The sequence below is a fragment of the Proteiniphilum sp. genome (assembly GCF_040307845.1).
GTDB lineage: Bacteria > Bacteroidota > Bacteroidia > Bacteroidales > Dysgonomonadaceae > Proteiniphilum.
The window spans coordinates 1-26,440 of sequence record NZ_JAWRIS010000012.1 but is presented as its reverse complement, the minus strand read 5'-3'; the positions used below and the strand labels follow the sequence as shown (position 1 = coordinate 26,440).

The 26,440-nt window shown below is 45.3% G+C and carries 12 protein-coding genes; all 12 read left to right on the top strand.

Going from position 1 to position 26,440, the window contains the following annotated elements; all coding sequences use genetic code 11:
• Positions 1-81 precede the first annotated feature (81 nt).
• Entirely contained in the window at positions 82-1,806 is a 1,725-nt protein-coding gene (locus ABV001_RS02370) for a hypothetical protein (protein WP_352421337.1), read from the top strand.
• Positions 1,807-1,836: 30 nt separating this feature from the next.
• Positions 1,837-5,034 carry a SusC/RagA family TonB-linked outer membrane protein gene (locus ABV001_RS02365; protein WP_352421336.1) on the top strand — a complete coding sequence of 1,066 codons (3,198 nt, stop codon included), beginning with the start codon at positions 1,837-1,839 and terminating at the stop codon, positions 5,032-5,034.
• Positions 5,035-5,060: 26 nt separating this feature from the next.
• Positions 5,061-6,815, top strand: coding sequence for a RagB/SusD family nutrient uptake outer membrane protein (locus ABV001_RS02360; RefSeq protein ID WP_352421335.1), 1,755 nt, complete (start codon positions 5,061-5,063; stop codon positions 6,813-6,815).
• An 85-nt stretch (positions 6,816-6,900) separates the two neighbouring features.
• Entirely contained in the window at positions 6,901-8,568 is a 1,668-nt protein-coding gene (locus ABV001_RS02355; RefSeq protein WP_352421334.1) for an arabinan endo-1,5-alpha-L-arabinosidase, read from the top strand.
• Positions 8,569-9,053: 485 nt separating this feature from the next.
• Positions 9,054-10,739: a glycoside hydrolase family 43 protein gene (locus ABV001_RS02350; protein ID WP_502929825.1), complete on the top strand. Its 1,686-nt coding sequence runs from the start codon at positions 9,054-9,056 to the stop codon at positions 10,737-10,739.
• 304 nt (positions 10,740-11,043) lie between these two features.
• A complete protein-coding gene (locus ABV001_RS02345; protein WP_352421332.1) occupies positions 11,044-14,196 on the top strand; it encodes a SusC/RagA family TonB-linked outer membrane protein in 3,153 nt (1,050 codons plus the stop codon).
• A gap of 12 nt (positions 14,197-14,208) precedes the next feature.
• Positions 14,209-16,080 (top strand): RagB/SusD family nutrient uptake outer membrane protein, encoded by a 1,872-nt coding sequence (locus tag ABV001_RS02340; RefSeq protein ID WP_352421372.1) that lies wholly within the window; start codon positions 14,209-14,211, stop codon positions 16,078-16,080.
• Positions 16,081-16,107: 27 nt separating this feature from the next.
• Positions 16,108-18,936: a SusC/RagA family TonB-linked outer membrane protein gene (locus tag ABV001_RS02335; protein ID WP_352421331.1), complete on the top strand. Its 2,829-nt coding sequence runs from the start codon at positions 16,108-16,110 to the stop codon at positions 18,934-18,936.
• 27 nt (positions 18,937-18,963) lie between these two features.
• Positions 18,964-20,751 carry a RagB/SusD family nutrient uptake outer membrane protein gene (locus ABV001_RS02330; protein ID WP_352421330.1) on the top strand — a complete coding sequence of 596 codons (1,788 nt, stop codon included), beginning with the start codon at positions 18,964-18,966 and terminating at the stop codon, positions 20,749-20,751.
• Positions 20,752-20,781: 30 nt separating this feature from the next.
• On the top strand, positions 20,782-21,888 hold the full coding sequence (locus ABV001_RS02325; protein WP_352421329.1) for a DUF5627 domain-containing protein: 1,107 nt from the start codon (positions 20,782-20,784) through the stop codon (positions 21,886-21,888).
• Positions 21,889-21,916: 28 nt separating this feature from the next.
• Complete coding sequence (locus tag ABV001_RS02320) at positions 21,917-24,103, top strand: endo-1,4-beta-xylanase (protein WP_352421328.1); 2,187 nt, start codon at positions 21,917-21,919, stop codon at positions 24,101-24,103.
• A gap of 146 nt (positions 24,104-24,249) precedes the next feature.
• A complete protein-coding gene (locus ABV001_RS02315; protein ID WP_352421327.1) occupies positions 24,250-25,872 on the top strand; it encodes a glycoside hydrolase in 1,623 nt (540 codons plus the stop codon).
• Positions 25,873-26,440 lie beyond the last annotated feature (568 nt).

The window sequence follows — 26,440 nt, the reverse complement described above, 5'->3', positions numbered from 1 at the left end:
AGCAATTCAAAGTCTGTTTTTTAATCATGTAAAAATAGATATCGAAAATCAGTGAAAAATATAATTAATAATTTTAATCGTATGAAAACAGCTAAATTAATGAGGAGCACCTTCTACGTGGCAGTACTGGCACTATTGGCAGCATTTGGCTTAGTGAGGTGCGAAAAATTGGAGAATTACTCCATCAATGCACCCTCAGACCTACAGAACAGAATCGATTCAATTGCGGCCGAAAAGGCCAAACAGTCCACAGGAGATACTATCTACGTCGACATTGCCACGCCGATTATCGGTGCTGAAGATAACAGTGCTGCCTGGTGGTCTGCATTCTCTGATTACTTTACCATTCCTTCAAACAAACGATTGCATTTGGAGTTTGTAAACCACTCTTCCGGCATCAACAACTGGAACAACTGGAATCTCGCCGTCACCAACGAGGTGGCAGACCGTGATGCCAGCGGCTACAAGGAATACTTTGTCCTTCGTTCCGATGCCTATGGATGGGGTGGAAAAATGGTTGACGAGGGGTATGCCTGGGATGCCGCCATGATTTCCCACAACTATCCCGACACCGATGGAAATGGTGATATCTGGAATGACTTCCGCATTACCATGCAAGGAGCTAAAGTTACTCTGGAAATTGATCATTCGGCTACCGGGAATGTGTTTGTGACGGCCACGGCAATCGGAACAAATGGAACAGAACTGGAAATGACTTACCAGCAACCGGTTTCCGCGGCTAAGGATATCGTAGCTTTCTTAGTTTGTGACGGCAGCTATTTTGAGATGAAGGAAGCTTACCTCACACCTTCGAAAATTACTGTTGTGGAAGATGTCGCGCCGGTTTCAATTACGGTGGCAGGTACTCCTGAATTTGTTGAATTCGGTGATGAGGATTTCTGGGGTGATGCGACGGCAACGGTCACTTATGCCGACGGATCTTCCGAGCAGGTGGGTGCCGGAGAGATATCGTTTACGGTGATACCTGACATGTCTACCCTTGGAAAGAAGACCGTTATTGTCTCTTACAGCAAGACGAAGCAAGGAGCTTATGGTCCGGCTGTATCAACTTTCTATACCCTGGAAGTAACTAATCCCGTGATAAGTCTGGAAATTACTACTATGCCAAACATAACCCAATATTATTTCTTTGGCAGTGACCCGATATTGTTCAACACGAAGGGTCTGGTAGTTACAGCCACCTATTCCGACGGTACAACCGGTGTCGTGGCCAACTCAACGCTGGAGTTCGATGAGATCCCGGCAGTTGAAGGTTCTCAAGGTGCCGTTATTTCTTACACCGGAGCCACAAGCACGGTAACGACCACTTGCCCGGTAACACTTGTCAAGGGGATAGCCCAGGTGGGTTATAACGACTTTTCTACCCCGTGGTGGGAAGAATTCTCTGAGGACTATGCCGTTGCATCGGGTGAGAGCAAGACCCTGACCATGTATTGCTACTCCAACAACCTTAATAATTGGCACAGCCCATGTACCCTTCTCCGCAAAGCCGACAAGACTGAATATGCCGTGGTTCGTATGGATCACTTCGGATGGGGCAGCGGTTATGATACAGCTACCCTTGCGTCTGACTGGAATTTTGATACGTTCGCATCAAGCATAAACGGCTCCAGGGTGGTCATCACCGTCACCAACAAAGGGGACAATACCGCCGATGTGCTTTATAATGTCACTTACGTGAACGGCGAGACCCATTTCCAGAAGTATGAGGGCATTACAGTTGACAGTAGTGACTTGAATTGCGCGCTCGTCATCGAGGGGGCTTACGTCGTAATTGTAGAATAATCACTGTGAAAAAATAAAAGTTTTAATCATATGAAATATCTATTTTTTATACTGATAGGATTACTGGCTTTTACGCCGGTTACCTATGCAGAAGGTAACGGCAATGCCGGACAGGTACTGATAACGCAAGCCGGCGAGATAACGGTGAAAGGTAAAGTTGTTGACGAATATGGGGACCCGCTTCCGGGTGCGACCGTGCAACAGAAAGGTACTGCCATCGGTACCGTTACCGATTATGATGGCAATTTTTCTCTTTCCGTACCTTCGGATGCCATGTTGGTAGTATCTTTTGTGGGATACAAAAATGTTGAAATATCCGTTGGAGGGAAAACGGAACTCGGAGCCATCATGTTGGTGTCAGATTTAACAGAACTCGACCAGGTAGTGGTGATCGGTTACGGCACGCAGCGTAAGGTCGACCTTACCGGTTCAGTGGCTGTTGTCAATACGGATGAGCTGAAGAAAGTATCGCACTCAAACATCTCCACGATGCTTGAGGGAAAGGTTGCCGGTGTGCAAATAACTTCTGATGGTCAACCGGGTGCCGATCCTATGGTACGTATCCGGGGGGTCGGTTCGTTTGGAAGCACTGCCCCGCTTTACGTGGTAGATGGTGTGCCCATGGGAACAACCATCCGCGACTTCTCTCCCAATGATATCGAAACACTCCAGGTGCTCAAGGATGCTTCCGCCGCGGCGATTTACGGTTCACGTGCCGCCAATGGCGTAGTGATCATCACCACAAAGCAAGGCGCCAAGGACAAGAAGGCGAAGATAGATTACAGCGGTTATTTTGGCGTTGACCGGGTGAGGAGTGGCGTATATGATGTGATGGACGCCTACCAATATGGAGAGTACGTCAACATGGCATACGGCAATAGTGGCATGGATGTTCCTGCCGGCTATAATCCCGTAAGTGAAAAGTATGTTGATCCCAGTGTGGTGAACACCAATTGGTTTGATGAGGCGTTCAAATCCGGTATTCGACAGAATCACAATATCAACATTTCGGGAGGTGGCGCCAACAATACGTACAACATCGGCCTCGATTACTATAACCAGGAAGGGACGATGGTAGGCGCCGGCCCAAACTTCGAACGTTACACGGCCCGCCTGAACAATACCATGGATGTTAAGTTCGTCAAATTCCAAACGAATGTGGTGTATAGCCACAGCGATCAGGATAATATGGCGCTCAGCAACGCCAACGAGTACGTGCAGGGGCTATATGGCGCGCAATTCCCCGTGATGGCGTCGGCTCTGCTTTTACCTCCATCCATCAAGGCCTATGATGAGTCGACCTGGGTGCTTGACGACAAGATTGCCGGTGCTTCACAATACACCTATGACTCTTATGGTTTTGGCACCTATTATGAAGATGTGCATGGCGATTTGCGTGTGACCAACGTTTTACTCACCAATAGTCTTTTGAAAAGAAACGCTGTGGTTGACCGCATTGTCGCTTCAGGTTCGGCAAATGTGGATCTTATTGAGATGATGGGCCGTGAGAGCAAAAATCACAAGCTTGATTACAAGCTCAACTTGTCATATAGCAAGACATATGCAAAGGATTTTACCTTTGTGCCTGCATTTATCCAGAGCACGACGAACTATTTGTCGAAGAGCAATGAGACTCTGTCGCAGGGCTATCGTAATTACAGCGACGCGCTGGTTGAAAACCTGCTCAACTACGATGGCAATTTTGGACGCAATCACATCAATATGGTCGTGGGTCAGACTTTCCAGCGCGAACGCTACCACACGCTCACAGGCAAGGGGGTTAACCTGCCTGAGCCCTATTATTTGCAAGTGAATAATGCTGAGGAGACTGCCGCCGGAACCTATGAAAGTGAGCACGTGCTGGCATCCTATATTGGCCGTATCAATTACGATTTCGATGAGAAATACCTCCTGTCGGCAACCGTTCGCCGTGATGGTTCAAGTCGTCTATCTTCAGATGACCGTTGGGGTTGGTTTCCTTCGGTATCGGCAGGTTGGCGTATCGAACGTGAAAACTTCTTCAACGTAAATCCATCGTTAATCAACCTGTTAAAGCTTCGCGGCAGCTACGGTGAGCTTGGTAACGAAAACATAGGCGAATACCAGTATATGGATATCATGGCGAGAGGAAACTACACTTATAGCTTTGGAAATAATAAGGTCACCGGATCAGCTATCTCAAACTATGTGAATACGGCTATCCGGTGGGAGAAGAAGAAGATGCTCGATTTCGGCTTCGATCTGGGTATGTTCAACAACCAGTTGGAGTTCACATTCGACTGGTACAAGTCAACCTCGGAAGACCTGCTTTACAGTGTGGCAGTGCCGGCCAATGCGGGCGCCACCAACGAAACGGTGACAATGAACGCGGCTACAATGGAAAACTCCGGTCTTGAGTTCCTGGTTACGTATCGCAATCGTCGGAATGCTTTTAAGTATGATGTTACCGCCAACTTCTCCACCCTCAAGAACAAGGTGACGAAACTGGGTGTTTCAGGAGAACCGCGCACCGATGGCTACAGCCGCACGGAGGTAGGCCGTGAAGTAGGTTCATTCTATGGTTATGTGTACGAAGGTATCTTCCAGTCGCAGGCGGAGATTGACAACCGTGTCAATGCGGAGGGCCTGTATATCAACCAACCCGGGGCACAACCGGGAGACGTGGCCTATGCCGATCTCAACAACGATGGCGAGATCACCAACGAAGACCAAGCCTATCTGGGTAGTGGTATACCAAAGGTTCATTTTGGGTTGAACGCGCGCCTTGAATGGAAAGGTTTTGACCTGAGCATAGCCACTTATGGAGCTGCAGGTTTTAAGGTGGTTGATTTTGTAGACGTCACCTTGCGCAGCTCTTATGGCATACTCAATAAGAACGTTGCGCTGTTGAACGCCTGGACACCGGAGAACACAAATACCAATGTGCCCCGCGTGGCATACAAATCTACCGGTTCAATCACCAACGACATGTTCAGCGGGCGTTTCCTGCAAAATGGAGCCTATTTGAAAATTGCCAACATCTCACTGGGTTATAACTTCTCTGACAGATGGTTCAATAACTATGTGAACAGTGTCCGTCTATATGTGTCGGCCCAAAACCTGGCCACACTGAGCAACTACACGGGGTACAACGCGGACTTTGCCGGAGGCACATTTACGCCTGGTTACAACTATTCTTCGTACCCGACTCCACGGACATTTATGTTTGGTGTAAACTTTTCATTCTAAATCAATAATTTAAATACGCTATTGATATGAGACATTTGAATATAATCTTTATAATATGGTTGCTTATCGGGGGCTTAGCTGCCTGCAACGACGCACTCAATGTTGTAAACCCGAACAATCAGACAACTTATGATTTTGGCGATTCGGAGTCGGAGCTCAATGAGGCTGTCATCGCATGTTATAACCGTATTCGCCTTGAAGGCACATTTGCACGGGTGGGTTACACGATGGATGCTGTACGCGGCGATGAAGTTTGGAATTCATCCCAACAATGGTATTTGGAGTACGATAACCTCAATTCACCGGGTACCATCGGGATAGGCGACCAATGGATATGGCGTGACTGGTATCATGTGGTAAACCGCACCAACTTCGTATTGTCGAAAGTGGATGGAGTCAAGATGTCGGAAGAATCCCGCAATCAGATCGCCGGACAGGCCCTCTTCCTCAGAGGCCTGGCATATTACCACTTGTCGACCTATTATCAGACCGTGCCGCTGATCACAGATTACGCGTCCTACTCCGACATCAACACCATGTATGCGTCCAACAATACCCAGGACGAGATATTTGACCAGATAGAGATCGACCTTTCCCAGGCGATGGCAATGCTTCCCTCACGCGACAAAGGGGGTGAATGGGCGCAAGGCCGTGCCACATGCGGTGCCGCTGCCGGATATATGGCCCGCGCGCTCATGTTCCGTCATAAATTCGAGGAAGCCTATCAGATATTGAAAGACATCATCGCCGGCAAATACGGACGTTATGCGCTTACAGCCGATTTTGGCGACAATTTCAGGGAAGGAGCCGCCTACGAGAATAACCCGGAAAGCCTCTTCGAAGTGCAGTTCATGGATTATGGCACAGGAGGTACGGACGAAGAGTGGACCCCGGTAAACATCAGTTCCCAGGCAACCCAAGGGCACGCCGTGGAAAGCAACTACGCTTCCCAGGAGCTGGGCAGTTGGGGCGACCTGGCCGGCTCGCCCTGGTTGTACAACCTGTTCAGAAAAGAAACCTGCACAGATGGCTTTCTCGATCCCCGTTTATACTGGACACTGGTTACTTACGAAGAGGAATACAACAGCTATACCGGCCTGAAAACGGCAGCCTATCCGAATGGAGATCCGCGCTGTAACATTGTATATCAAACTGAAATCATCAGGACTCCCCTGTCGAACAATGCACAAGGTGGTATTTCCATCGCGAAGTTCACCAATGCGAGAAATAATATCTACAGTACCATTACCAACGGATTGCATTGTGGCGTCAACTTGCGACTCATGCGTTATAGCGATGTCCTGCTGCGTGCTGCAGAATGCGAGAATGAGATCAATGGTCCCACCCAAACGGCGATTAATTATATCAACGAAGTACGTCGCCGCGTGGCACTCAAAGACCTTCAACTTTCCGATTTCCCCACTGCTGACGCTCTCTTCGAACAAATCGCCAATGTGGAGCGTCCGAAAGAGTTCGGGTGCGAAAACGGACGGGGGATCGACTTGCTCCGATGGGGATTTTTTTACAGCCAGGATCGTCTGGACCAACTGATTGAGCATGGCTATTATAAGCTCGACGGCAAAGCGTCGACCGAAGAACTCACCGCTGAAACCGCCACCGCTTCATCATTCCAATATTACTATAAGGGACATGAATATTTCCCCATATTTCAAGGCACTCTTGATGCCAACCCTAACCTCGAAGGTAATTCGGCAAACAAGAATGAAGATAATTCTATCGCCTTTAAATCCAGGTGGAATATTCGTCCTCGCGTAAAATAATGAGTATTCACACATAACAAAGACTTCCTTGTCAACGTTTCTATATAAGTTGATAAGGAAGTTCATTCACTTAAAAAGCACAGGTATGAGACTAAAGTATTTTTTGTTTTTATTCATCGGCATAATGGCTCTATTATTGGCAGGGTGTAAGGAAGATGAGATCGTACAGGAAAAAGAGGAAGAACCCGGTGGAGAAACTGAATGGACCATTCCGACCTACGCCGACGACTATTCGCCGATAGCCTCATGGTCGAAACGGAGCCAATGGAACCTGGCCAACGTCCACGACCCGTCTGTTGCTTATTACAATGGGTATTACTACATGTACTGCACCGATGCCTCATATGGGAATGAACATGAAGGACATGGACATTTTCAGGGGAAGCGATCCACCGATCTGGTGAATTGGGATTGGGTAGGCGGCCCCTTTTATGATGCTCCCGCCTGGGTGGCCGACTCGCTCAATGCCATCCGCACACGCATGGGGCTCGAAGCCATTGCCGAAAAGGATATAAATTATGGCTACTGGGCACCGGTAGTGCGCCGGGTCAATGTGGGCGGAAAGGATATCTTGCGAATGTATTACAGCATAGTGATCAATAACTATATCAAGACGGGTAAGGCCAATACCACAGCTAACTTTGACGGGAGCTGGACGGAACGCGCCTTTATCGGTATGTGCGAATCGACCGATCCCGCCGGGGCGGAATGGGTCGATAAGGGTTACGTGGTATCTTCATCGTCCGATCGGGGCAAAAATTACAGCCGCTCCGGTTTATCGGATTGGAATGCCTATTTCTACTACAATGCCATTGATCCCACCTATATTGTGACGCCCGAAGGGAAACACTACCTCATATATGGCTCGTGGCATAGCGGCCTGGCACTGCTGCAACTGGATGCGACCACAGGCAAGCCTCTCAACCACCTTGGTGAACCTTACGCCAGCAGTGTGAGTGAACTGACAACCCGTTATGGCGCGAGAGTAGGTACACGCACCGCTTCGTCGCGTTGGCAGGGCAGCGAAGCCCCTGAAATAATTTATAAGGATGGTTACTATTATCTGTTCATGGCCTATGATGGCCTCGACATACCTTATAATACGCGTGTTGTTAGAAGTACAAACATTGAAGGGCCATACCTCGATATCACCGGGCGCAGCTTTACCAACGGACGCGGCGACTGTTACCCCATCGTAACCCACCCTTACAATTTCAATCTTAGCTACGGATGGGTAGGCCTGTCACATTGTGCCATTTTCCAAAAGGAAAATAGCGACGAATGGTTCTATGTGTCGCAAGGACGATTGCCTGCCAACGTGAATGGCAACGCCTACTCCAATGCCATTATGATGGGACACGTACGTCGCATTGTCTGGTGTCCTGCCTCTCCGGATGAACCCGACAACTTGTGGCCAATAGCATTGCCACAACGGTATGCAGCCGTCCCCGATTACGGCACCATAACCAAGGACTCGCTTGTAGGAACATGGGAGCATATTAAACTGGAGTATGCTTATGGGCAACAAAGCAGCGCTTCTGCGTTAACGCTCAATGCCAATGGCACCATGTCGGGTGCACTCACAGGCAGCTGGAACTATAATGCATCAAAAAAACAACTCACTTTGGGCAACGTCATTGTGTGCGTTGAACGCGAAGTCGATTGGGAAGCTACTCCACGCCGTGTGACATTTGTATATGCCGGAACTGAAAAAAATTTGAATGCAACATACTGGGGCAAAAAATCAAAATAATATTTATGTCTGAAAGAATCAACCTGTTATTTTAAAAATTGAGCTTGCCCTTCAACTATTGGGCGTTGACCATAACCTCTACCGGTTTCAGCCAGGGTGAAATAAAAATAGGCTTTATTTCACCCTGCTTTCCGGTTACCTGCATATAGGACAGTATACGTCCATGGAATACACAATGTCTGTTACCGGTATAATCCTCATATCCGAATTATTACCTGCTTCCAATCCTTCCTCTTTTTCCTGACTTCGACACAGGGGCACCGTGATATCGATAACCTGTTCCATATTCCATGCAACAGGTGCAGTGTGACAAAAACAGGATTTATATCTGAAATAGGGAATTAAATATCTAAAAAGGGGAAAACAGACAGGGCGATACGGTATAATTTTGTGATTTACTAATACATTTTTTATCAAACTGCTTAAAAGTCTATTAATTTATGAATTCCGGTAATTTTTTATTCAGAGCGATTATTTTTATGTGGATGACACTTTTTCTATGTTCATGTAAAGACAAATTGAACCAGAAAGATTTTCCTACAGGTAATTCGGTAGCTTTCTTCGATTATTTTACATATACAGGAGAAGATGATTATTATAAGAACAACCCATTACCGGACAAGACTCATTTTTATAACCCTATTCTGCCCGGATGGTATTCCGACCCTAGCATTTGTACAGACGGAGAGAATTATTTTTTAGTAACATCTACTTTTACTTATTTTCCGGGAGTTCCTCTTTTTCACAGTAAGGATCTGGTGAACTGGAAGCAGATTGGTCATGTGCTGGATCGCCCTTCTCAATTGGATAATTTTCAGGGGCAAGGTGTGAGTGGGGGTATTTTTGCTCCGGATATCAGTTATAATCCCCACAACCAGACCTATTACATGATTACGACCAATGTAGGCGCGGGTAATTTTTTCGTAAAAACCACAGATCCATTCGGTACATGGTCGGATCCTGTTTATTTGCCGGAGGTTGGAGGGATCGATCCTTCTTTTTTCTTTGATAATGACGGACGTGCCTACATCGTCAACAATGATGGCATGGATGGCGAAGAATTATATGATGGGCACCGTTCAATCCGGATCCGAGAATTCGACACAGAGACAGATAAGACCATTGGTCCTTGGAAAATGCTTGTAAACGGAGGGGTTAACCTGGCTGAGAAACCTATCTGGATAGAAGGGCCACATATGTATAACATCAATGGAAGTTATTACCTCATGGCAGCTGAAGGAGGCACGGGGCCGGGGCATAGGGAAGTCATCTTTCGGGGAGATAGCCCAATGGGAAATTTTGTGCCATGGGACAAAAACCCCATCTTAACACAAAGGCATTTACCCGGAGACCGCCCCTATCCAATAACCTGTGTGGGGCATGCCGACCTTATCCAGGCAAAAGAAGGTGACTGGTGGGCTGTATTCCTCGCTTGCAGGCCGATTGACAATGTATACGAGAATTTAGGCCGTGAAACATTTATCATGCCGGTTAAATGGAGTGATGAGGGATTCCCATACATGACCACGGGTGATGAATTAGTTCCCATGATATTGAAAAGGGAAGGGGTTGTCCCTGGTCAGGATGCTAATCCGGGCAACTTCGAATGGTGTGATCCGTTTGAGACTTCTACCCTTGGTATGGAATGGTTGACTTTGAGAGCGCCTGCAAGCGAATTGTATTCATTAAAAGAAAATCCGGGTTATCTTTCCCTGAAAGGATCCGGAATAAAAGTCTCCGAAAAGGAAACGCCTGCTTTTCTTTCCCGCAGAATGCAACATCATCAATTCGTTTCAACCACACGGATGTTTTTTAATCCTTCAGATTCTCAGGATGTAGCGGGAATTTTACTTTTTAAAGATGAGAACCACCATATATTTTTCGCGGTGCAAGGACATGGGGATACAAAAGAAGTTTTTATAGAACAGGTTGACAAATCAGGGAGGAATATCTTAGCGAAAAACGCAATGATCTTAAAGAATAATCAGCCGATTGAATTGAAGGTCGTTTCCAAAGGCACTCATTATGATTTCTATTATAATGCAGATCAGGATGGTTGGGAACTATTATCAAAGGATATCCCGGCACGAGTATTATCTACTGCCAACGCCGGAGGTTTTACCGGAACAACCATCGGTCTGTATGCGACAAAATATGAAACTGTAAATTGAATGATACCAAAGGGTGGTTTTATTCGAAGGTGATATCCTGAGCAATATTTCTATTTTAGACATTGATATATTCTAACAATATCATCATAAATAACCTTCTTTTAAAGAAATATCTAAAATATGGAATATAATATTTAAAATATGGGGCGGGTTTCGATAGCCACCCTCTATTTTTGCTGTTATTCTAAAGGCCTGAATATTCCTCTAATTAAATTATTTGAAATGGAAAAATTATGGAGAACGCATAGAATTTGCAACTATTGGTGCTTAGTAAAAATTAATTCTTTAACGAACTATTGAAGTAATGAAAAATGTATTAAAACAATCTAAAAGGATCCCTTCTCTTTTTATACTCCTTTTGTCTCTTTTCGGCAGTCTGCCGATATGGGCACAAAATGGAATAAATGTACGAGGATTAGTGATTGATAGTAATGAGGAACCTATTATCGGTGCTACTATCCGGGTAATGGGAAATGAAGCTATTGGTACTGTAACCGATGTAGACGGGGAATTTATACTGAATGTGCCTAATGAGCAGTCAACGCTCATTGTTTCATTTATCGGTATGGTAACGCGTGAAGTGCCGGTTATTGTCGGCCGGAAAATGACCATCACATTAACAGATGATATGCAGCTTCTGGATGAAGTGATAGTAGTTGGCTTCGGACAACAAAAAAAAGAAAGTGTGGTAGGTGCGATTGCCCAGACCAACAGCAAAGTGCTGGAACGTACAGGAGGGGTGAGCAGTTTGGGGCAGGCGCTAACAGGTAACCTGCCGGGTGTAGTCACCATGACCACTACCGGTAAACCGGGTGAAGAGGATCCGGAAATTACCATTCGTGGTGTAAGTTCATGGAACGGAGGTGGTCCCTTAATATTGGTTGACGGCATTGAACGCCCCATGACCGGTATTGATATCAACTCAGTAGCTACCATTTCCGTACTGAAAGATGCATCTGCCACTGCTGTTTTTGGTGTGCGCGGCGCAAACGGGGTAATTTTGATTACCACTAAAAGGGGGGAAGAAGGAAAAGCTAATGTAGATATCAATGTAAGTACCACCCTGAAAACCTATTCAAAGCTGCCGGAATTGATGGACTCTTATGACGCCCTGATGTTACGCAACCAGGTTATCGAAAATGAATTGGGTTACGCGCCGGAACAATGGGCTAATTACCGTCCACAGGATGTCATCAATAAATACCGGTGGCCGGCCAACCTCGAGGAATTTGAACGCTATCCCAATGTAGACTGGGTAGATGAGTTGTTAAGGGATTACACAACCTCCTATAATGCGAATGTGAACGTTTCCGGAGGTACCCGTTTCGTAAAATATTTTACCAGTTTGGATTATACACATGAGGGAGACTTATATAAAACATTTGAAAATAATCGCGGTTATAAAACCGGGTTTGGGTATGACCGCTTTAATGTCCGAAGTAACCTGGATTTCACTCTGACGAAAACAACCCAGCTACGGGTTAATTTATCGGGTTCACACGCTGTCACCAAGGGAACAAATTACAATGACTACGAGAACCTCGTATGGGCTGCCTTTTACGGTATCTCGCCCGATGCCTTCAGGCCCAAATATAGTGACGGATCATTTGGCTACTACCATCCCAATCCTACACAGGCATCCACTAACTCGATGGAAAATCTGAGTGTCAGCGGTATAGGCTACACCACCAACGACCGTCTCAATACCGATTTTACCCTTGAACAGGATCTCGGATTCCTGCTCAAAGGACTCTCGTTGCATGGAAGACTTGCATTTGACAACAGCTTTCGGGAGGTAAACCGCGGTATCAATGACACCCACGACTGGGAACAGGATGCCCACAAATGGATAGATCCCGAAACAGGACAGGTATACACCGATGTCACAGTAGACGGAAACAATAAATTTGACTACCAGAACAATATTGCCTGGTTCATTGACGCAGGATCGGTTAACAACGACGAAACCTATCGCAGACTGAACTATTCCGGCCAACTCAATTATACCAACACCTTTGGAGATCACTCTGTCGGCGCCATGGGTAATTTTAGCCGGGAACAGTATTCCCGAGGAAATAATCTCCCAATTTATCGGGAAAACTGGGTGTTTCGTACAACATACGATTATGCCAAACGGTATATGTTTGAATATAACGGTGCGTACAACGGTTCGGAGAAATTTGCTCCCGAATATCGGTTTGCCTTCTTTCAGTCAGGAGCAATAGGATGGATGTTCTCTGAAGAGCCACTGATCAAAAGTCTTGATCTGAAATGGTTGGATATGCTGAAATTCAGGGCTTCATATGGTCAGATTGGTGATGACAAGATTGGATGGGATGAGTTTGCCAATCGTTGGCTCTATATGGACGTATGGAGCTACGGTGGGGCTTTTAACCAGGCGCTGACCGGGATTGACCCTACACAGAGTCCTTACCAGTGGTACTATGAATCGCAAGTAGGAAACCCCAATGTACAATGGGAAGTAGCCACAAAACTGGATATAGCCGCCGACTATGCGCTGTTCGGCGGAGTGATTTCGGGTTCGGTTGACTTTTTCAAGGAAAAAAGAACGAATATCCTGCTGGCAGGAGACAGGCGCTCTGTACCCTCTTATTATGGAACTACTGCGCCGACAGCCAACTTGGGAGAAGTGGAAACACAAGGTTATGAATTGGAACTGCGCTGGAACAAACCGCTAAACCGCGACTGGCGCTTGTGGGGAAATGTTTTTTATACTCATGCCCGCAACAAAATCATCGAAGCTGACGACCCTTTGCTGAAGCCGGAGTACCAAAAATCGGCCAACAAGTCGATAGACCAGACCTATGCACACGTAGATTACGGATATTACAACAACTGGGATGAACTTTATGGATCCACCGGGCACGACGAATCGGACGATGCCCGCATCCCCGGCAACTATATTCTTCTCGATTATGATGCCGATGGGATCATCACCTCTTTCGACAATATTCCATATGGTTTTACCAATGTACCGCAAAATACTATAAACAGCCAGTTTGGGGTGGATTACAAAGGGTGGAGCTTTTTCGTGCAATTCTATGGGGTAAACAATGTAACCCGTTATGTGGGGCTCTCCAGCTTAGGCGGGGTAAGGAATACCGCCTTCCGGGAAGGAACCTACTGGTCGAAAGACAATATGCATGCCGATGTTCCGCTTCCCAGATGGGGAACCATACCCAGCGGCTATACAAGCGGAACCCGTTTCCTTTTTGACGGTTCGTACCTCCGTTTGAAATATGCAGAACTTTCGTATACGTTCAGTCAGGAGGATTGGCTGAAAAAAGTAGGGTTGAACAGCCTGAAAGTATTCGTGAACGGAAACAACCTGTTTTTGTGGACAAATATGCCGGATGACCGGGAATCAAATACCGGGGGAAATACCGCTTATCCAACGCAGAAACGTTTTAATTTAGGATTGAGAATCTCGTTATAACCATAATATATGATGAAGACAAAATTTATCTATTATCTATACGCATTAGCAACATCACTTTTTTTAAGTGTCGTCTCATGCACAGACTATCTGGACAAGGCTCCCGACTCGGTGATTTCACCGGACGATGCCTACAAGAACTTTACCAATTTTCAGGGATTTGTGGAAAGAATGTATCATCTGACTCCCGACCTGGCAAAACACTTTTGGGTCAGCTCATTCAACTGGGGTGAAGATGAAGTGGTGACTATCGGGAACGGTGAATACCTCATGGGATTCAGTATCGACAGGGGAAACTATCGTGACTACATCGGTAACGGAGCCAGTTTTCTGGATAGGAATTGGAGTCCTGAGGGCGACCGTTTCAACAAATCTGTATGGGGCGGTTCCTGGTATGGCATACGCGTGGCCAATATGGGACTGAAAGCTCTGGCAGAAGGAAAAATGACCGATGCCAGCCAGGATGAAAGAGACATCATTGCCGGACAATTATACTTCATGCGTGCCTGGTTCTACTTTCAGCTTACACAATACTGGGGCGGCCTGCCCTATATTGAAAGCGTACTCCCCAGCGATGAACCCCTCACACTCCCGCGTGAAACATACAGGGAAAATGCGGAGAAGATGGCTTCTGATTTCCAAAAGGCCGCTGATCTTCTGCCGGTTAACTGGGATGATACGGAGATCGGGCGTCGCACAGCTGGAAACAATGCTCTGAGAGCTAATAAAATATGGGCTCTATCTATGCTTGGAAAGACCTATCTGTACGCAGGAAGCCCCCTGATGGCAAATGGTATCAACGGTCCCCGTACTTATGATGCGGAGATATGCAAGAAAGCCGCCGACGTTTTTGGCAAGGTGTTGAGCATGGTGGAGAACGGTGAAACGCAATACGCCCTGGTTGATTTTGAGAACTACTCTTCCCTTTTCTATACCATGCAGCAAGAGTGGCTGATGCCGGGTGGTAGCGAAGCGATTATACGGAGCCCAACTTACGGTCCTGATTCATATTGGCGACAGATGAACTCGTACCAGCCATCTCCCATCGCCCAGGGTGACGGTATCGTGTTGGCACCTGCCGCAAACTATGTTAACTATTATGGTATGGTAAACGGAATGCCCCTCAATGACCCGGAATCAGGATTTGACAGCACACATCCATGGAAAGATAGGGACCCCCGGTTCTACCATGATATTATCTATGACGGCGTAAAAGTAGTTTCCGGAACCATCACCAATCCGAATGATGAAGTATGGCGGTATGCCAACCTTCATACCGGCGGCAATTACACGAATGATCCCAGAAGTGTTAGCCGCACCGGGTACTTAAACTATAAATTTATCCCACTAGGAGCCAATATCTGGGACAATACCTACGGATATAGCTATGCAGCCCATTTCCATCTGACATGGTTGCGTCTGGCTGATGTATATCTGATGTATGCGGAGGCAGCAGCACAAGGATATGGTTCACCCTCGGGTAAAGCAGCTAATTTCTCTAAAAATGCAACAGATGCGTTAAACAGCATCCGTGAACGTGCTGGCGTAGCCTCCTTAGCTGAGAAATACACTGCCACTCTGGAAGGCTTCATGAGTGAACTTCGTAGGGAACGTGCGGTTGAACTCGCATTTGAGGGACATCGCTTCAATGACCTTCGCCGCTGGCTCCTGTTGACTGAATATCCCTTCAACATCAAGACCAAACAGGAGTTTAACCGTGCAACTCCGCTTGATACAAAAATAAATCCAAAAGAAAATACTGTTCTGAACTGGAGAGAAGAGGTGATTACAACGCGTAACCTCACGAGTAAACATTACTGGCTTCCCTTCAATACAGATGATGTCAGCATATATCCGGAGTTTTACCAAAATCCGGGTTGGTAACAGATAGATAATTAAAAAAAGACGAAGATGAAACAAATATATATTGGTTTCGTAGCTTGTATCTTTTTCGTTTTCAGTATACTGCAGGCTGTTGCCCAGTTGGGATATACAGATGCATTGAGATTGGAAAATGATACGCTACACAAAAAAGTGGAGATCGCATTTCGCGCTATAGATAAACAAGACCTCTTGGGGGGTATTTCCGCAATAGATGTGGAAGAGCTGACAAATAAAGCATATACCACCTATAGTCTGAACTTTGTGGAAAATGTGATCGGTGGAGTGAACGGAAATATCTGGGGCATGGATGAATACCTGGTGGTCATCGACGGAATGGTACGTGACGCCAACAATGTGCTGCCTACCGAGATTGAGCATATTACGGTGCTGAAAGGAGCCGCAGCCGTAGTGCTTTATGGCAGCCGTGCCGCCAAGGGAGTGATCCAAATCACAACCAAAAGGGGTAAAGCCGGTGAGCCGAACATTCGTATCCGTACCAATTTCGGGATTCATACGCCAAAATCCTATCCGAAATATCTGGGCTCAGCCGAATATATGACCCTCTACAATGAGGCACGTCTGAATGACGGACTGGATCCCAGTTACAGCATAGAGGATATCTACCGGCATGCTTCTGGCGAGAATCCATACCGCTATCCCGACTTGAATATGTATTCCTCAGACTATCTGCGAAGTATGTACAATCGGTCGGAAGCGATTGTAGAGATCACAGGCGGTAATCAACGTGTGAGATATTACACCACCACCGGATATTCCCGTGAAAACTCATTGTTGAAAGTGGGCAACAGCAAGGATAATTATATTAGTCGGCTCTTTGTACGCGGGAACGTGGATATGGATCTACGGGAATATCTTAAAGTACAGGCCGATGCCAACGTCACGTTCTATGACTCATACAGCGCCAGGGTAGATTGGTGGGGAAACGCGTCGAGTCTGCGCCCCAACCGTGTATCGCCATTGATTCCACTCAGCTATCTGGAGGAAAATGACACCCCCTCCTGGACTACTATCAACACCAGTAATTACCTGATTGACGGCAAATACTTTCTAGGAGGAACTCAATTGAATCCCACCAACCCAATCGCGGATGCTTACGCTGCCGGTGACAATAGATTTGTGAGTCGCCAGTTTCAGTTTAACACCCGTTTTGACATCAACCTGAAATCACTCATCCGGGGCTTGCATTTCCGCGCGAAGTACGGTATTGACTACGCATCGACCTATGACCAGGGTTATTTTAATGAATATGCCACTTTTTCACCGGTCTGGACCAATTATGCGGGTAGCGACATGATTGCCAGTATTACGCAATACGGAACCGATAGAAAGTCCGGTGACGAGATTATTAGTAATTCGGCCTATCGCTACACTTACAATTTTTCCGGACAGTTCGATTACATCCATACCTTCAACAGTGACCATAATCTGTTCGGAATGATTGTGGCAAATGCGTGGCAAAGACAAGAGAGCGGCCAGTATCACCGATTGACAAATGTGAATCTGGGGCTGCAGGCTTCCTATAATTTTCAACAAAAATATTATGTGGACTTCAGTTCTGCGTTGCCCTATTCCGCCAAACTGCCCGAAGGAAACCGGCTCGGTTTCTCACCTACATTGACACTTGGCTGGCGCCCGGTAAAAGAGGATTTCTTCGAAAATACCGCTTTTGGTGACCTGATGTTGACCATTTCCGGTGGTATTATCAGTCAGGATATGGATATCGCAACAGACGACAATCCTATGGGTTACTATCTCTATAAATCTATTTTACAACGAGGTGGATGGTATTCATGGGGAGATCTTGGAGGTGAGTCGGCAACTGAATTTCAGAGGGGTAACAATATGAATATGAGATTTGTAAAGCGAAAAGAGATCAATGCAGGACTGCGTGGTTCGCTCTGGGATAATTTACTGACGTTTGACATCAACTATTTCAGAGGCAAGATGGATGGTGATATTGTACGGCCAAACTCCCTCTATCCCATCTATTTCAATCAGGTGGGTTATCCGACATCTTCCATCATTCCCTATATCAACTACAATATAGATAATCGCACCGGATTTGATTTCAGCATATATTTGAACGAAACAGTCAATGAGGTAGATCTGACGTTGGGTGTGAATGGGATGTATTTCATGAGTGAGGCTGCCAGACGGGATGAAAATATCGATTTTGATTATCAAACTGCAATTGGTCGTCCGGTGAATGGATTGTGGGGTTTGCAAAGTCTTGGATTCTTCAATGATCAGGCCGACATTGATAACTCACCGGAGCAAAAATTCGGGGAACCAAGACCAGGTGATATCAAGTATAAGGATCAGAACGGGGACAATATCATCGACTCCAACGATGAAGTTTTTTTGGGTCGTTGGGATACTCCCTTCCGTTTAGGGCTCAACTTTACAGCCAAATGGTGTAACTTCACTTTCTTCGCCATGGCCGACGGATTCTTTGGCGGACATGGCTTTAAAAACAGTTCCTACTATTGGGCACGTAGTGATAACAAATATTCTGAGATTGTACGGAACCGCTGGACTGAAGAGACCAAAGATACGGCAACCTATCCCCGGCTCACGACCACGAGCGGTGATAATAATTTTCGTAATTCCGATTTTTGGTTATATAAAACAGATCGGTTGAATTTGTCACAACTTCAGTTAACGTACGATATTCCGGAAACCACCTTACAGGGATCGTTTATCAAAGGGATCAGTGTTTATATGAGTGGTTATAATTTACTCACCATCTCAAAAGAACGCAAGCACTTTGAAATGAATGTGGGAAGTGCTCCGCAGACGCGCTTTTACAATATCGGTGTAATAGGTACTTTTTAATGACATACTCAGAAAATGAATACAATCATGAAGAATAAAAATAAAATATCCATAATCACCCTATTTGTTTTATTCCTATCTGTGCAGACAGGTTGTCAGGACATATTCGAGCCTGCGATTGAAAACCATAAGGACAAAAATGACTTATATAATATGCCGGCATGGGCAACCGGACTGCTGGGCCATGCATACATCAGTAATCCGGTGGGATTCTGGTCTTTTAGCGACGTGGCTACCGACGATGCCGTGTCAAACGATCCCAACAACGGCTACCGTTTAATGGCTACCGGATCTTGGAGGGCGAACAACAACCCCATGGACCGATGGCAGAATTTACGTGCTTCCTGGCAATATCTGAACTTATTTATCGACATCGCCGATGAGGTGAACTGGGCGGAAGATCCGTTGGTTGCCGATATGTTTAAAGACCGTATGAAAGGTGATGCTTTTGGAATGCGGGCGCTTTATATGTATCATCTTCTGCTTCATCATGCAGGATGGGCGACTGATGGGCAATTATTGGGAATTCCGATTATTACTGAACCGGAAGATCTTTATTCTGATTTTAATTTGCCGCGTAATACTTTTCAAGAGTGTCTCGACCACCTCAATGTCGATGTAGATTCGGCTTTGCTGTTACTACCGGAAGATTATGGCGTTATTGACGATGACAGTCAGGTCCCCGAAAAATACCGCACAAAGGGAGTAACCGCCGGCCAGTATACCCGTGTCTTCGGGGACAATGCAAAAAACCGTATGAGTGCCCGCATTGCCAAGGCCGTGCGTGCACAGGCAGCCCTTCTTGCCGCCAGTCCCGCTTACAGTGATGGGGCGGATGTTACATGGGAAGAGGCTGCCAACAGGATGGCTGTTGTGCTGAATGGACTGGGAAGCAATCCAGTAGGACAGCTTGATCCGGAAGGTAACAAATGGTATGTAAACAGTGCTGCCATTCAGAACCTTCCAGCCGGTACAAACCCAAAAGAAATGCTCTGGCGTGGGAACAAGGAGAATAATGTCATACTGGAACGTGATAACTATCCTCCCACCCTGTTTGGAAGCGGTCGTGTGAATCCGACACAGAATCTGGTGGATGCTTTTCCTATGGTAAACGGACTACCCATTACCGACCCCAACAGCGGGTATGATCCCAACAATCCCTATGTCAACAGGGATCCTCGTCTCGTATTGTATATTATTTACAACGGAAGTACCGCGGGTCCGCAAAATACAGTGATCACCACTGCTGCGGATGGGAGCAACAACAATGCGCTGAACAGGACTGAAACCTCAACAAGAACCGGTTATTATATGAAAAAGCTGTTGAATCAATCCGTCAACGCGAATCCCGAGTCAGAAACCCCTGCCTATCATTACAAACCATTTATTCGTTATACGGAGATTTTTCTGGGATATGCAGAAGCTGCAAACGAAGCATGGGGGCCTACCGGTACAGGAACAAACAGTTATTCGGCATACGACGTGATCAAAGCAATCCGCCAGAGAGCGGGAATAGGCATCGATAACAGCGACCCTTATCTGGAATCAGTAAAAAGCGACAAAGATAAAATGCGGGAGCTGATCCATAATGAAAGGCGCTTGGAACTCTGCTTTGAAGGATTCAGGTTCTGGGACATCCGACGTTGGAAAAAGGATATCACCGAACCAGCAAAAGGCATGAGTATCAGCGGAGGCAATTACACCATTTTACCCCAGGTAGAGAGACGCGCTTACCAGGATCATATGTATTACGGGCCCGTACCTTATGGCGAAGTAATCAAGTTCAGTAATCTGCTTCAAAATAAAGGATGGTAAAAAAAATCAGAATATTTAATAGGATAAAAAATGAAAAAGATATTTTATATAACACTTTTGGCGGCATTTATAACCGGGTTGTTTACCTCCTGTGAAAATGGTGATTGGGAGTTTCCCGATTATGAGTACTCCGCCGTCTATTTTGCATATCAAAGTCCCATCCGTACCATCTGCCTAGGTGAAGATGTATTCGACACTAACCTGGATAATGAGTATAAATGCCAGATCATGGCAACCATGGGAGGAGTGTATGCAAACAATAAGGATGTTGAAATCAGTATTCGTGTGGACAATTCTCTTTGCAGCAACCTGGTATTTGACGATACCGGGGAAGATGTCATTCCCATGCCTTCCAATTACTATTCCCTTTCTTCCGATAAAATAATGATTGAAAAGGGAAGCATCCTGGGAGGTGTAACGGTTCAATTGACCGAAGCATTTTTCAATGATCCCAAATCATTGGTTGCCAATTATGTAATTCCCGTCATAATAACGGGAGTGGTCAATGCAGACTCCATTCTTTCCGGTACTCCTCTTGTTGATAATCCCAGACGCAGCGTATCGTCAGATTGGGATACACAGCCTAAAGATTATATACTTTATGCGGTGAAATATATCAACCAATATGATGCAAACTATCTGCGTAGAGGGAAGGATGTTATACAAAAAGACGGAACAACACAAACGTCCGTACGTCATCAGGAATATATAGAAAAAGATGAAGTAGTCAAGTTGACCACACTCTCGTTGAAAGAAATAGAATTTCCGATGGACTACTACAGCAAGTTGGGACATGATCTGGGCTTTACTCTTAAATTAAATTTCGACGATAATCAAAAATGCACGGTAATGGCTCCGGTTACAGAATATTCCGTTAATGATAGCGTTCGTATATTCAACATCTCAGCATCCGGAAAAGGAGAATTCATGAAAAAAGGTGATAAGAATAGCTGGGGAAATAAAGACCGGAATGCTATATTTATGAATTATGAGGTAGAGTATGAAGTAGAAATATCTTTTCCGAAATTAAATCTTCCTCCAGATTTTCAGAAAGTAAGCTACTCTACTATCGATACACTTGTCGTTCGCGATAGAGGGATGAAAGCAGAATGGTTTACCACTGCATTAAAGGACTAAATTGCTTCCCAAGTAAAAACGATTAAATATGAAACATACAAATAATTTTATAAGAGTTATCTTATGTTTGTTGGTTATAACCAGCTCGTGTGTCGATGATACCACTCAGCTTTTTAATGTAGAAAAGCCTGAGAGCATCGCACTGTATGAATATCTCGACAACTACGATGCCCTAAAAACCTATATCGACCGGGATGCCAATCCCGTTTTCAAGTTGGGCGCCGGGGTAAGTGCAGATGAATATGCAAAACTGGGAGCATTGTACCGGTTCATGAATTCAAATTTTGACCAAGTGACTGCCGGGAATGCCATGAAATATGCATCTGTGGTGAGAGATGACGGTTCAATGGATTTTTCAAAGGTGATACAGTTTGTAGCAGCAGCCCAAGCTGCGAATACCTCCATTTACGGGCATACGCTGGTATGGCATGCCCAACAGAATCTTAAATTCCTGAACGGTATTATAGCTGACAGGGAGATTGAATTTGATCCGGATGCAACTGTTGAGGTAGTAGATAGAATTAAGGATTATTCAGTTGAAGGATTTACCGGCTGGGTTGGCGGACCTGTTAATCCGGAAGTACAGGATGGAGTATTGATGGTGACTAATACGGAAGCACAGCCTAATTTTTGGGATATACAGTTTCATGTAGCCGGTGATATTCCTACTAAAATAGGGTCTAAGCATAAGGTGACATTACTTATCAAAGGTTCTACTGCCGGTCAAATTAATATGGCCTTAGGTGATTGGGGAAACCAGCAAAGTGTAAAGGTTTTATTTACAAGTGAATGGCAGGAAGTGTCTGCTGAGTTGAATGGTGTTGCTGAGAATAGCTTTGTTATGCTGCAATCGGGAGACTATGTGGGTACGTATGAGATAAAATGGGTAAAGGTAACCCACACAGAATCTGCGTCTGTCAGTTGGTGGAACAATCTGGTAAGCAATAGTGATGTAGAAGGAAACGATTTATCCAGTTTTTTTGCGACAGAAAGAACAGACGGCCCCAAAGAGGCCTCCTTGGGTGCTGCGGGCACGGGTGCGGATGGGATAGGACGATCCATCGTGGTTCAATCCGGCGATAATCCCGTGAATCCCTGGGACACCCAGTTTTTTGTGAAAGTCCCTTACGTGTTTCAGGCAGGAGATCCATATCGTTTCAGCATGAAAGTCAGGGCAGACAAACCGGCCCTGATAGAATCACAAGCCCACGGGGATCCGGGGGGGTATATACATTGGGCAATGGTGGGAAGTCCCAACGTTACAACTGAATGGCAGGAATATACCAATTCCGGAACTATTAATCCGGATCAAGGGGGGATGAGCACCATCGCTTTTAACCTCTCTGTCTTTGGTGAAGCCAACACCTATTATTTCGATGACATCTATTTTGAAATTGAAGAATCGGGAAACAAGATACCCCTTACCCCGGAAGAGAAAGCCGATACGCTTACCTGGGCAATGGATAACTGGATTGCCGGTATGATGGAAGCGTGCGACGGTTACGTTACGGATTGGGACGTGGTCAATGAAGCGATTTCCGGTGTCGACGGCGACGGCGACGGAATCTATGACCTCCATTCTGTCAATAATGTTCCGGAAGCAGAAGCCGTGAACGACTTCTACTGGCAGGATTATCTGGGTGAAGATTTCGTACGCGTTGCCATTGAGTCGGCTCGTAGGCATGGCCCTGCAGGTATAAAACTGTTTGTCAACGATTACAACCTGGAATCGGACTGGGACAATAACCACAAACTGAAAAGTCTTATCAAGTGGATTGAACGCTGGGAATCAGATGGTATAACCGTCATTGATGGTATTGGAACGCAGATGCATATTTCATACTTTATGAATCCGGCTATTCAGGAAAGCAAAGAAGCACATATTGTAAAGATGTTTGAACTGATGGCTGAAACAGGGAAACTGATCAAAGTTACTGAGTTGGACATGGGACTTGTAGATGAGAACGGTAATACGGTAAAGACAGCCGACGTCACTTTTGAGCAGCACCTGCTAATGGCTGATTTCTATAAATTTGTCATTGAAAAATATTTTGAAATCATTCCGGCCAATCAACGTTATGGTATTACACACTGGAGTCCGACAGACAGTCCTAAGGAGAGCGGATGGCGGGCAGATGAGCCTATCGGACTCTGGAACTTGAGTAACTATCGTAAACCCACTTATGGAGGATTTGCTGACGGCTTGAAGAAGTAGTATTGCCTGCCTGAGAATCGGGCGTATAATAATTCGAGAAATTAATTTAATCACTAAAAGAACTGGATAGATAGGAGGTTGTTGCTTATATATGTGAATGACCGGTCCTGTCTATTCAGCAATTGAGAAACGAGATACAATTCAACATGAAGAATCTATATTTGAAATCTGGTTTGATAGCGTTGACGCTGCTCAGTTGGAGTTGCTCTGATGATAAGATAGATAATGACACCTCTTACGCGAAGTTTTTGCGCACTTCATTGGAGGTTTCACAGTCAGCCGGAGAGGTGATCATCATGATAGAGTGGTCGGCTACCCAGTGGGAAATCGTCATGGATACTGATATCGGTATGGTTACCTATATTTCCCAAACGAATGGGGAAAGATCTGGTAATGAAAAAGATTATGCACAGATAAAAATCAGGTATAGCGGGAATTCCACGTTGGAAAGTCGTACGCAGGAGATTTTTCTGGTAAATAAGAGAAATGGTGAACGTTCTATGCTGGAAATCGAGCAAGAAGCGGCATATACTCCATTGTCAGTAACCCTCTACCCAACAGTCAGGTATCAACATGTGGTTGGATTCGGAGGAATGTATAATCCGAAGATCTGGATCCAGATGATAACTGAAACAGAGATGAATAAAATGTACGGGCCCGGTGGATTGGGATATACTGTCCTTCGGTTGATGGTTTATCCGAATGAAGCCGATTGGTCGGCAGATATTGAAGGCGCCAAGTTAGCACAGCTAAACGGTACAATCATTTTTGCCACACCATGGGAATCTCCTGAAGATTTGTCTGAAACAATTAAAGATGGAGACAGGGAATATAAACGACTAAAAACGGAAAACTATCAGGCCTATACTGATCATTTGGTAAAGTATATCAATTATATGAAGGGGCAGGGAGTGAATCTATATGCTGTGTCCATGCAGAATGAACCGGATCTGGGTTTTTTCTGGAGGCCGGAAGAAATAGTTAGTTATTTGAAAGGATACGGTAGCCAAATCAGGGCAACAGGGGTGAAGTTAATGGCGCCTGAGGCTTGTGGTTTCCATCCGGAATATTCAGATCCGATTCTAAATGATCCCGAGGCATTCAACAATACGGACATTTTGGCCGGGCATCTGTATCAGGGTTTTATTGATTTGGAAAACGGCTATGTCAGAGACAGGTACAACTATGTATCCGGATTGTATGACAGGAAATTGGCTGCAGCCGGCAAAACATGGTGGATGACCGAAATGTATCATAACGACGAAGGGAAGGATCTGGATGCCATCTGGAAGTTTCAACAAGACAATTTTGGGAAAGAGATACACATGAGCATGGAAGCTTATTGCAGTGCGTATGTGTATTGGTATCTTAAACGTTCCGGCGGACAATGCGGTATGATTGATGACCCGGGTTCAACGGTCTCAGTTAACGACAAAGGTATAGCAAAAGATGGTTATATCTTGTCCCATTATGCCCAGTATGCCTCGAATATGACACGGGTGAAGGTGGAAACAGGCGATCCGGATGTGTTGGCAACAGCCTATGTCAATGAAGATGGAAGAGAAATGACGGTTGTAATGCTGAATATGAAAGAAAAAGGATTCAACGCCCGGATTATTTCTCCCAGTAAAGTGAAGGAGGGCAGTGCGGTAGAAACGACAAAAGAAAAAGACATGGTGTCCGTTTCAGCTACCTTTTCAAGTGATGGTTTGACCACATCGGTTTTACTTTCTGCAAGAAGTATCGTTTCCGTAAGGCTGAAACTGTAATAATTACGATTCAACGGAGAAACAGTAGGATCAAACGATCTGGTGAATTGGAGAATGGTACGTTATGCCTATGTTCAACTAGCCAACTATACATAGATATCGATTCGGATGTTTTATTGAGCAACAGGCACGAGAGCCTTTTACCGATAAATATCTAAATAATGGAGAAAAATATTCAATTTTGGTATATCAGCCAAATGTAAACTGTGTTCTTTTGCATTTACAAGAGGTGCAAATTTTCATGTGTTACATTTAGAGAAGGAAATAGCATCACAAATAAATGTTTTAAGTCACATGAAATTATTTTTCACTCTTTGTTTCATTTGTTTTAGGGGACAAGGTTTCGTGGACCTTGTCCCCTTCTCTAAAACAAGGGGATGGGTTCTGGGACAGCCCTTTAAATTTGCAGAAACATAACGCGTATAAATATTGAGTCCACTTTAAAAAGTCGCGGACAGATTATTTACTAAAAATATCACGAGCGGGGTTCAAAAACCCATTGCTATCAGGAAAAAAAATCGTATCTTGTAGGGAAAATAAGCGCAACCGATTATGTTCAGAAAGACCG

Excerpts from the sequence above, each read along its gene's own strand:
- ABV001_RS02325 (WP_352421329.1), top strand. The coding sequence starts at position 20,782 with ATGAAAAAGATATTTTATATAACACTTTTGGCGGCATTTATAACCGGG.
- ABV001_RS02365 (WP_352421336.1), top strand. The coding sequence starts at position 1,837 with ATGAAATATCTATTTTTTATACTGATAGGATTACTGGCTTTTACGCCG.
- ABV001_RS02330 (WP_352421330.1), top strand. The coding sequence starts at position 18,964 with ATGAAGAATAAAAATAAAATATCCATAATCACCCTATTTGTTTTATTC.
- ABV001_RS02315 (WP_352421327.1), top strand. The coding sequence starts at position 24,250 with ATGAAGAATCTATATTTGAAATCTGGTTTGATAGCGTTGACGCTGCTC.
- ABV001_RS02320 (WP_352421328.1), top strand. The coding sequence starts at position 21,917 with ATGAAACATACAAATAATTTTATAAGAGTTATCTTATGTTTGTTGGTT.
- ABV001_RS02335 (WP_352421331.1), top strand. The coding sequence starts at position 16,108 with ATGAAACAAATATATATTGGTTTCGTAGCTTGTATCTTTTTCGTTTTC.
- ABV001_RS02350 (WP_502929825.1), top strand. The coding sequence starts at position 9,054 with ATGACACTTTTTCTATGTTCATGTAAAGACAAATTGAACCAGAAAGAT.
- ABV001_RS02370 (WP_352421337.1), top strand. The coding sequence starts at position 82 with ATGAAAACAGCTAAATTAATGAGGAGCACCTTCTACGTGGCAGTACTG.
- ABV001_RS02355 (WP_352421334.1), top strand. The coding sequence starts at position 6,901 with ATGAGACTAAAGTATTTTTTGTTTTTATTCATCGGCATAATGGCTCTA.
- ABV001_RS02360 (WP_352421335.1), top strand. The coding sequence starts at position 5,061 with ATGAGACATTTGAATATAATCTTTATAATATGGTTGCTTATCGGGGGC.
- ABV001_RS02345 (WP_352421332.1), top strand. The coding sequence starts at position 11,044 with ATGAAAAATGTATTAAAACAATCTAAAAGGATCCCTTCTCTTTTTATA.
- ABV001_RS02340 (WP_352421372.1), top strand. The coding sequence starts at position 14,209 with ATGAAGACAAAATTTATCTATTATCTATACGCATTAGCAACATCACTT.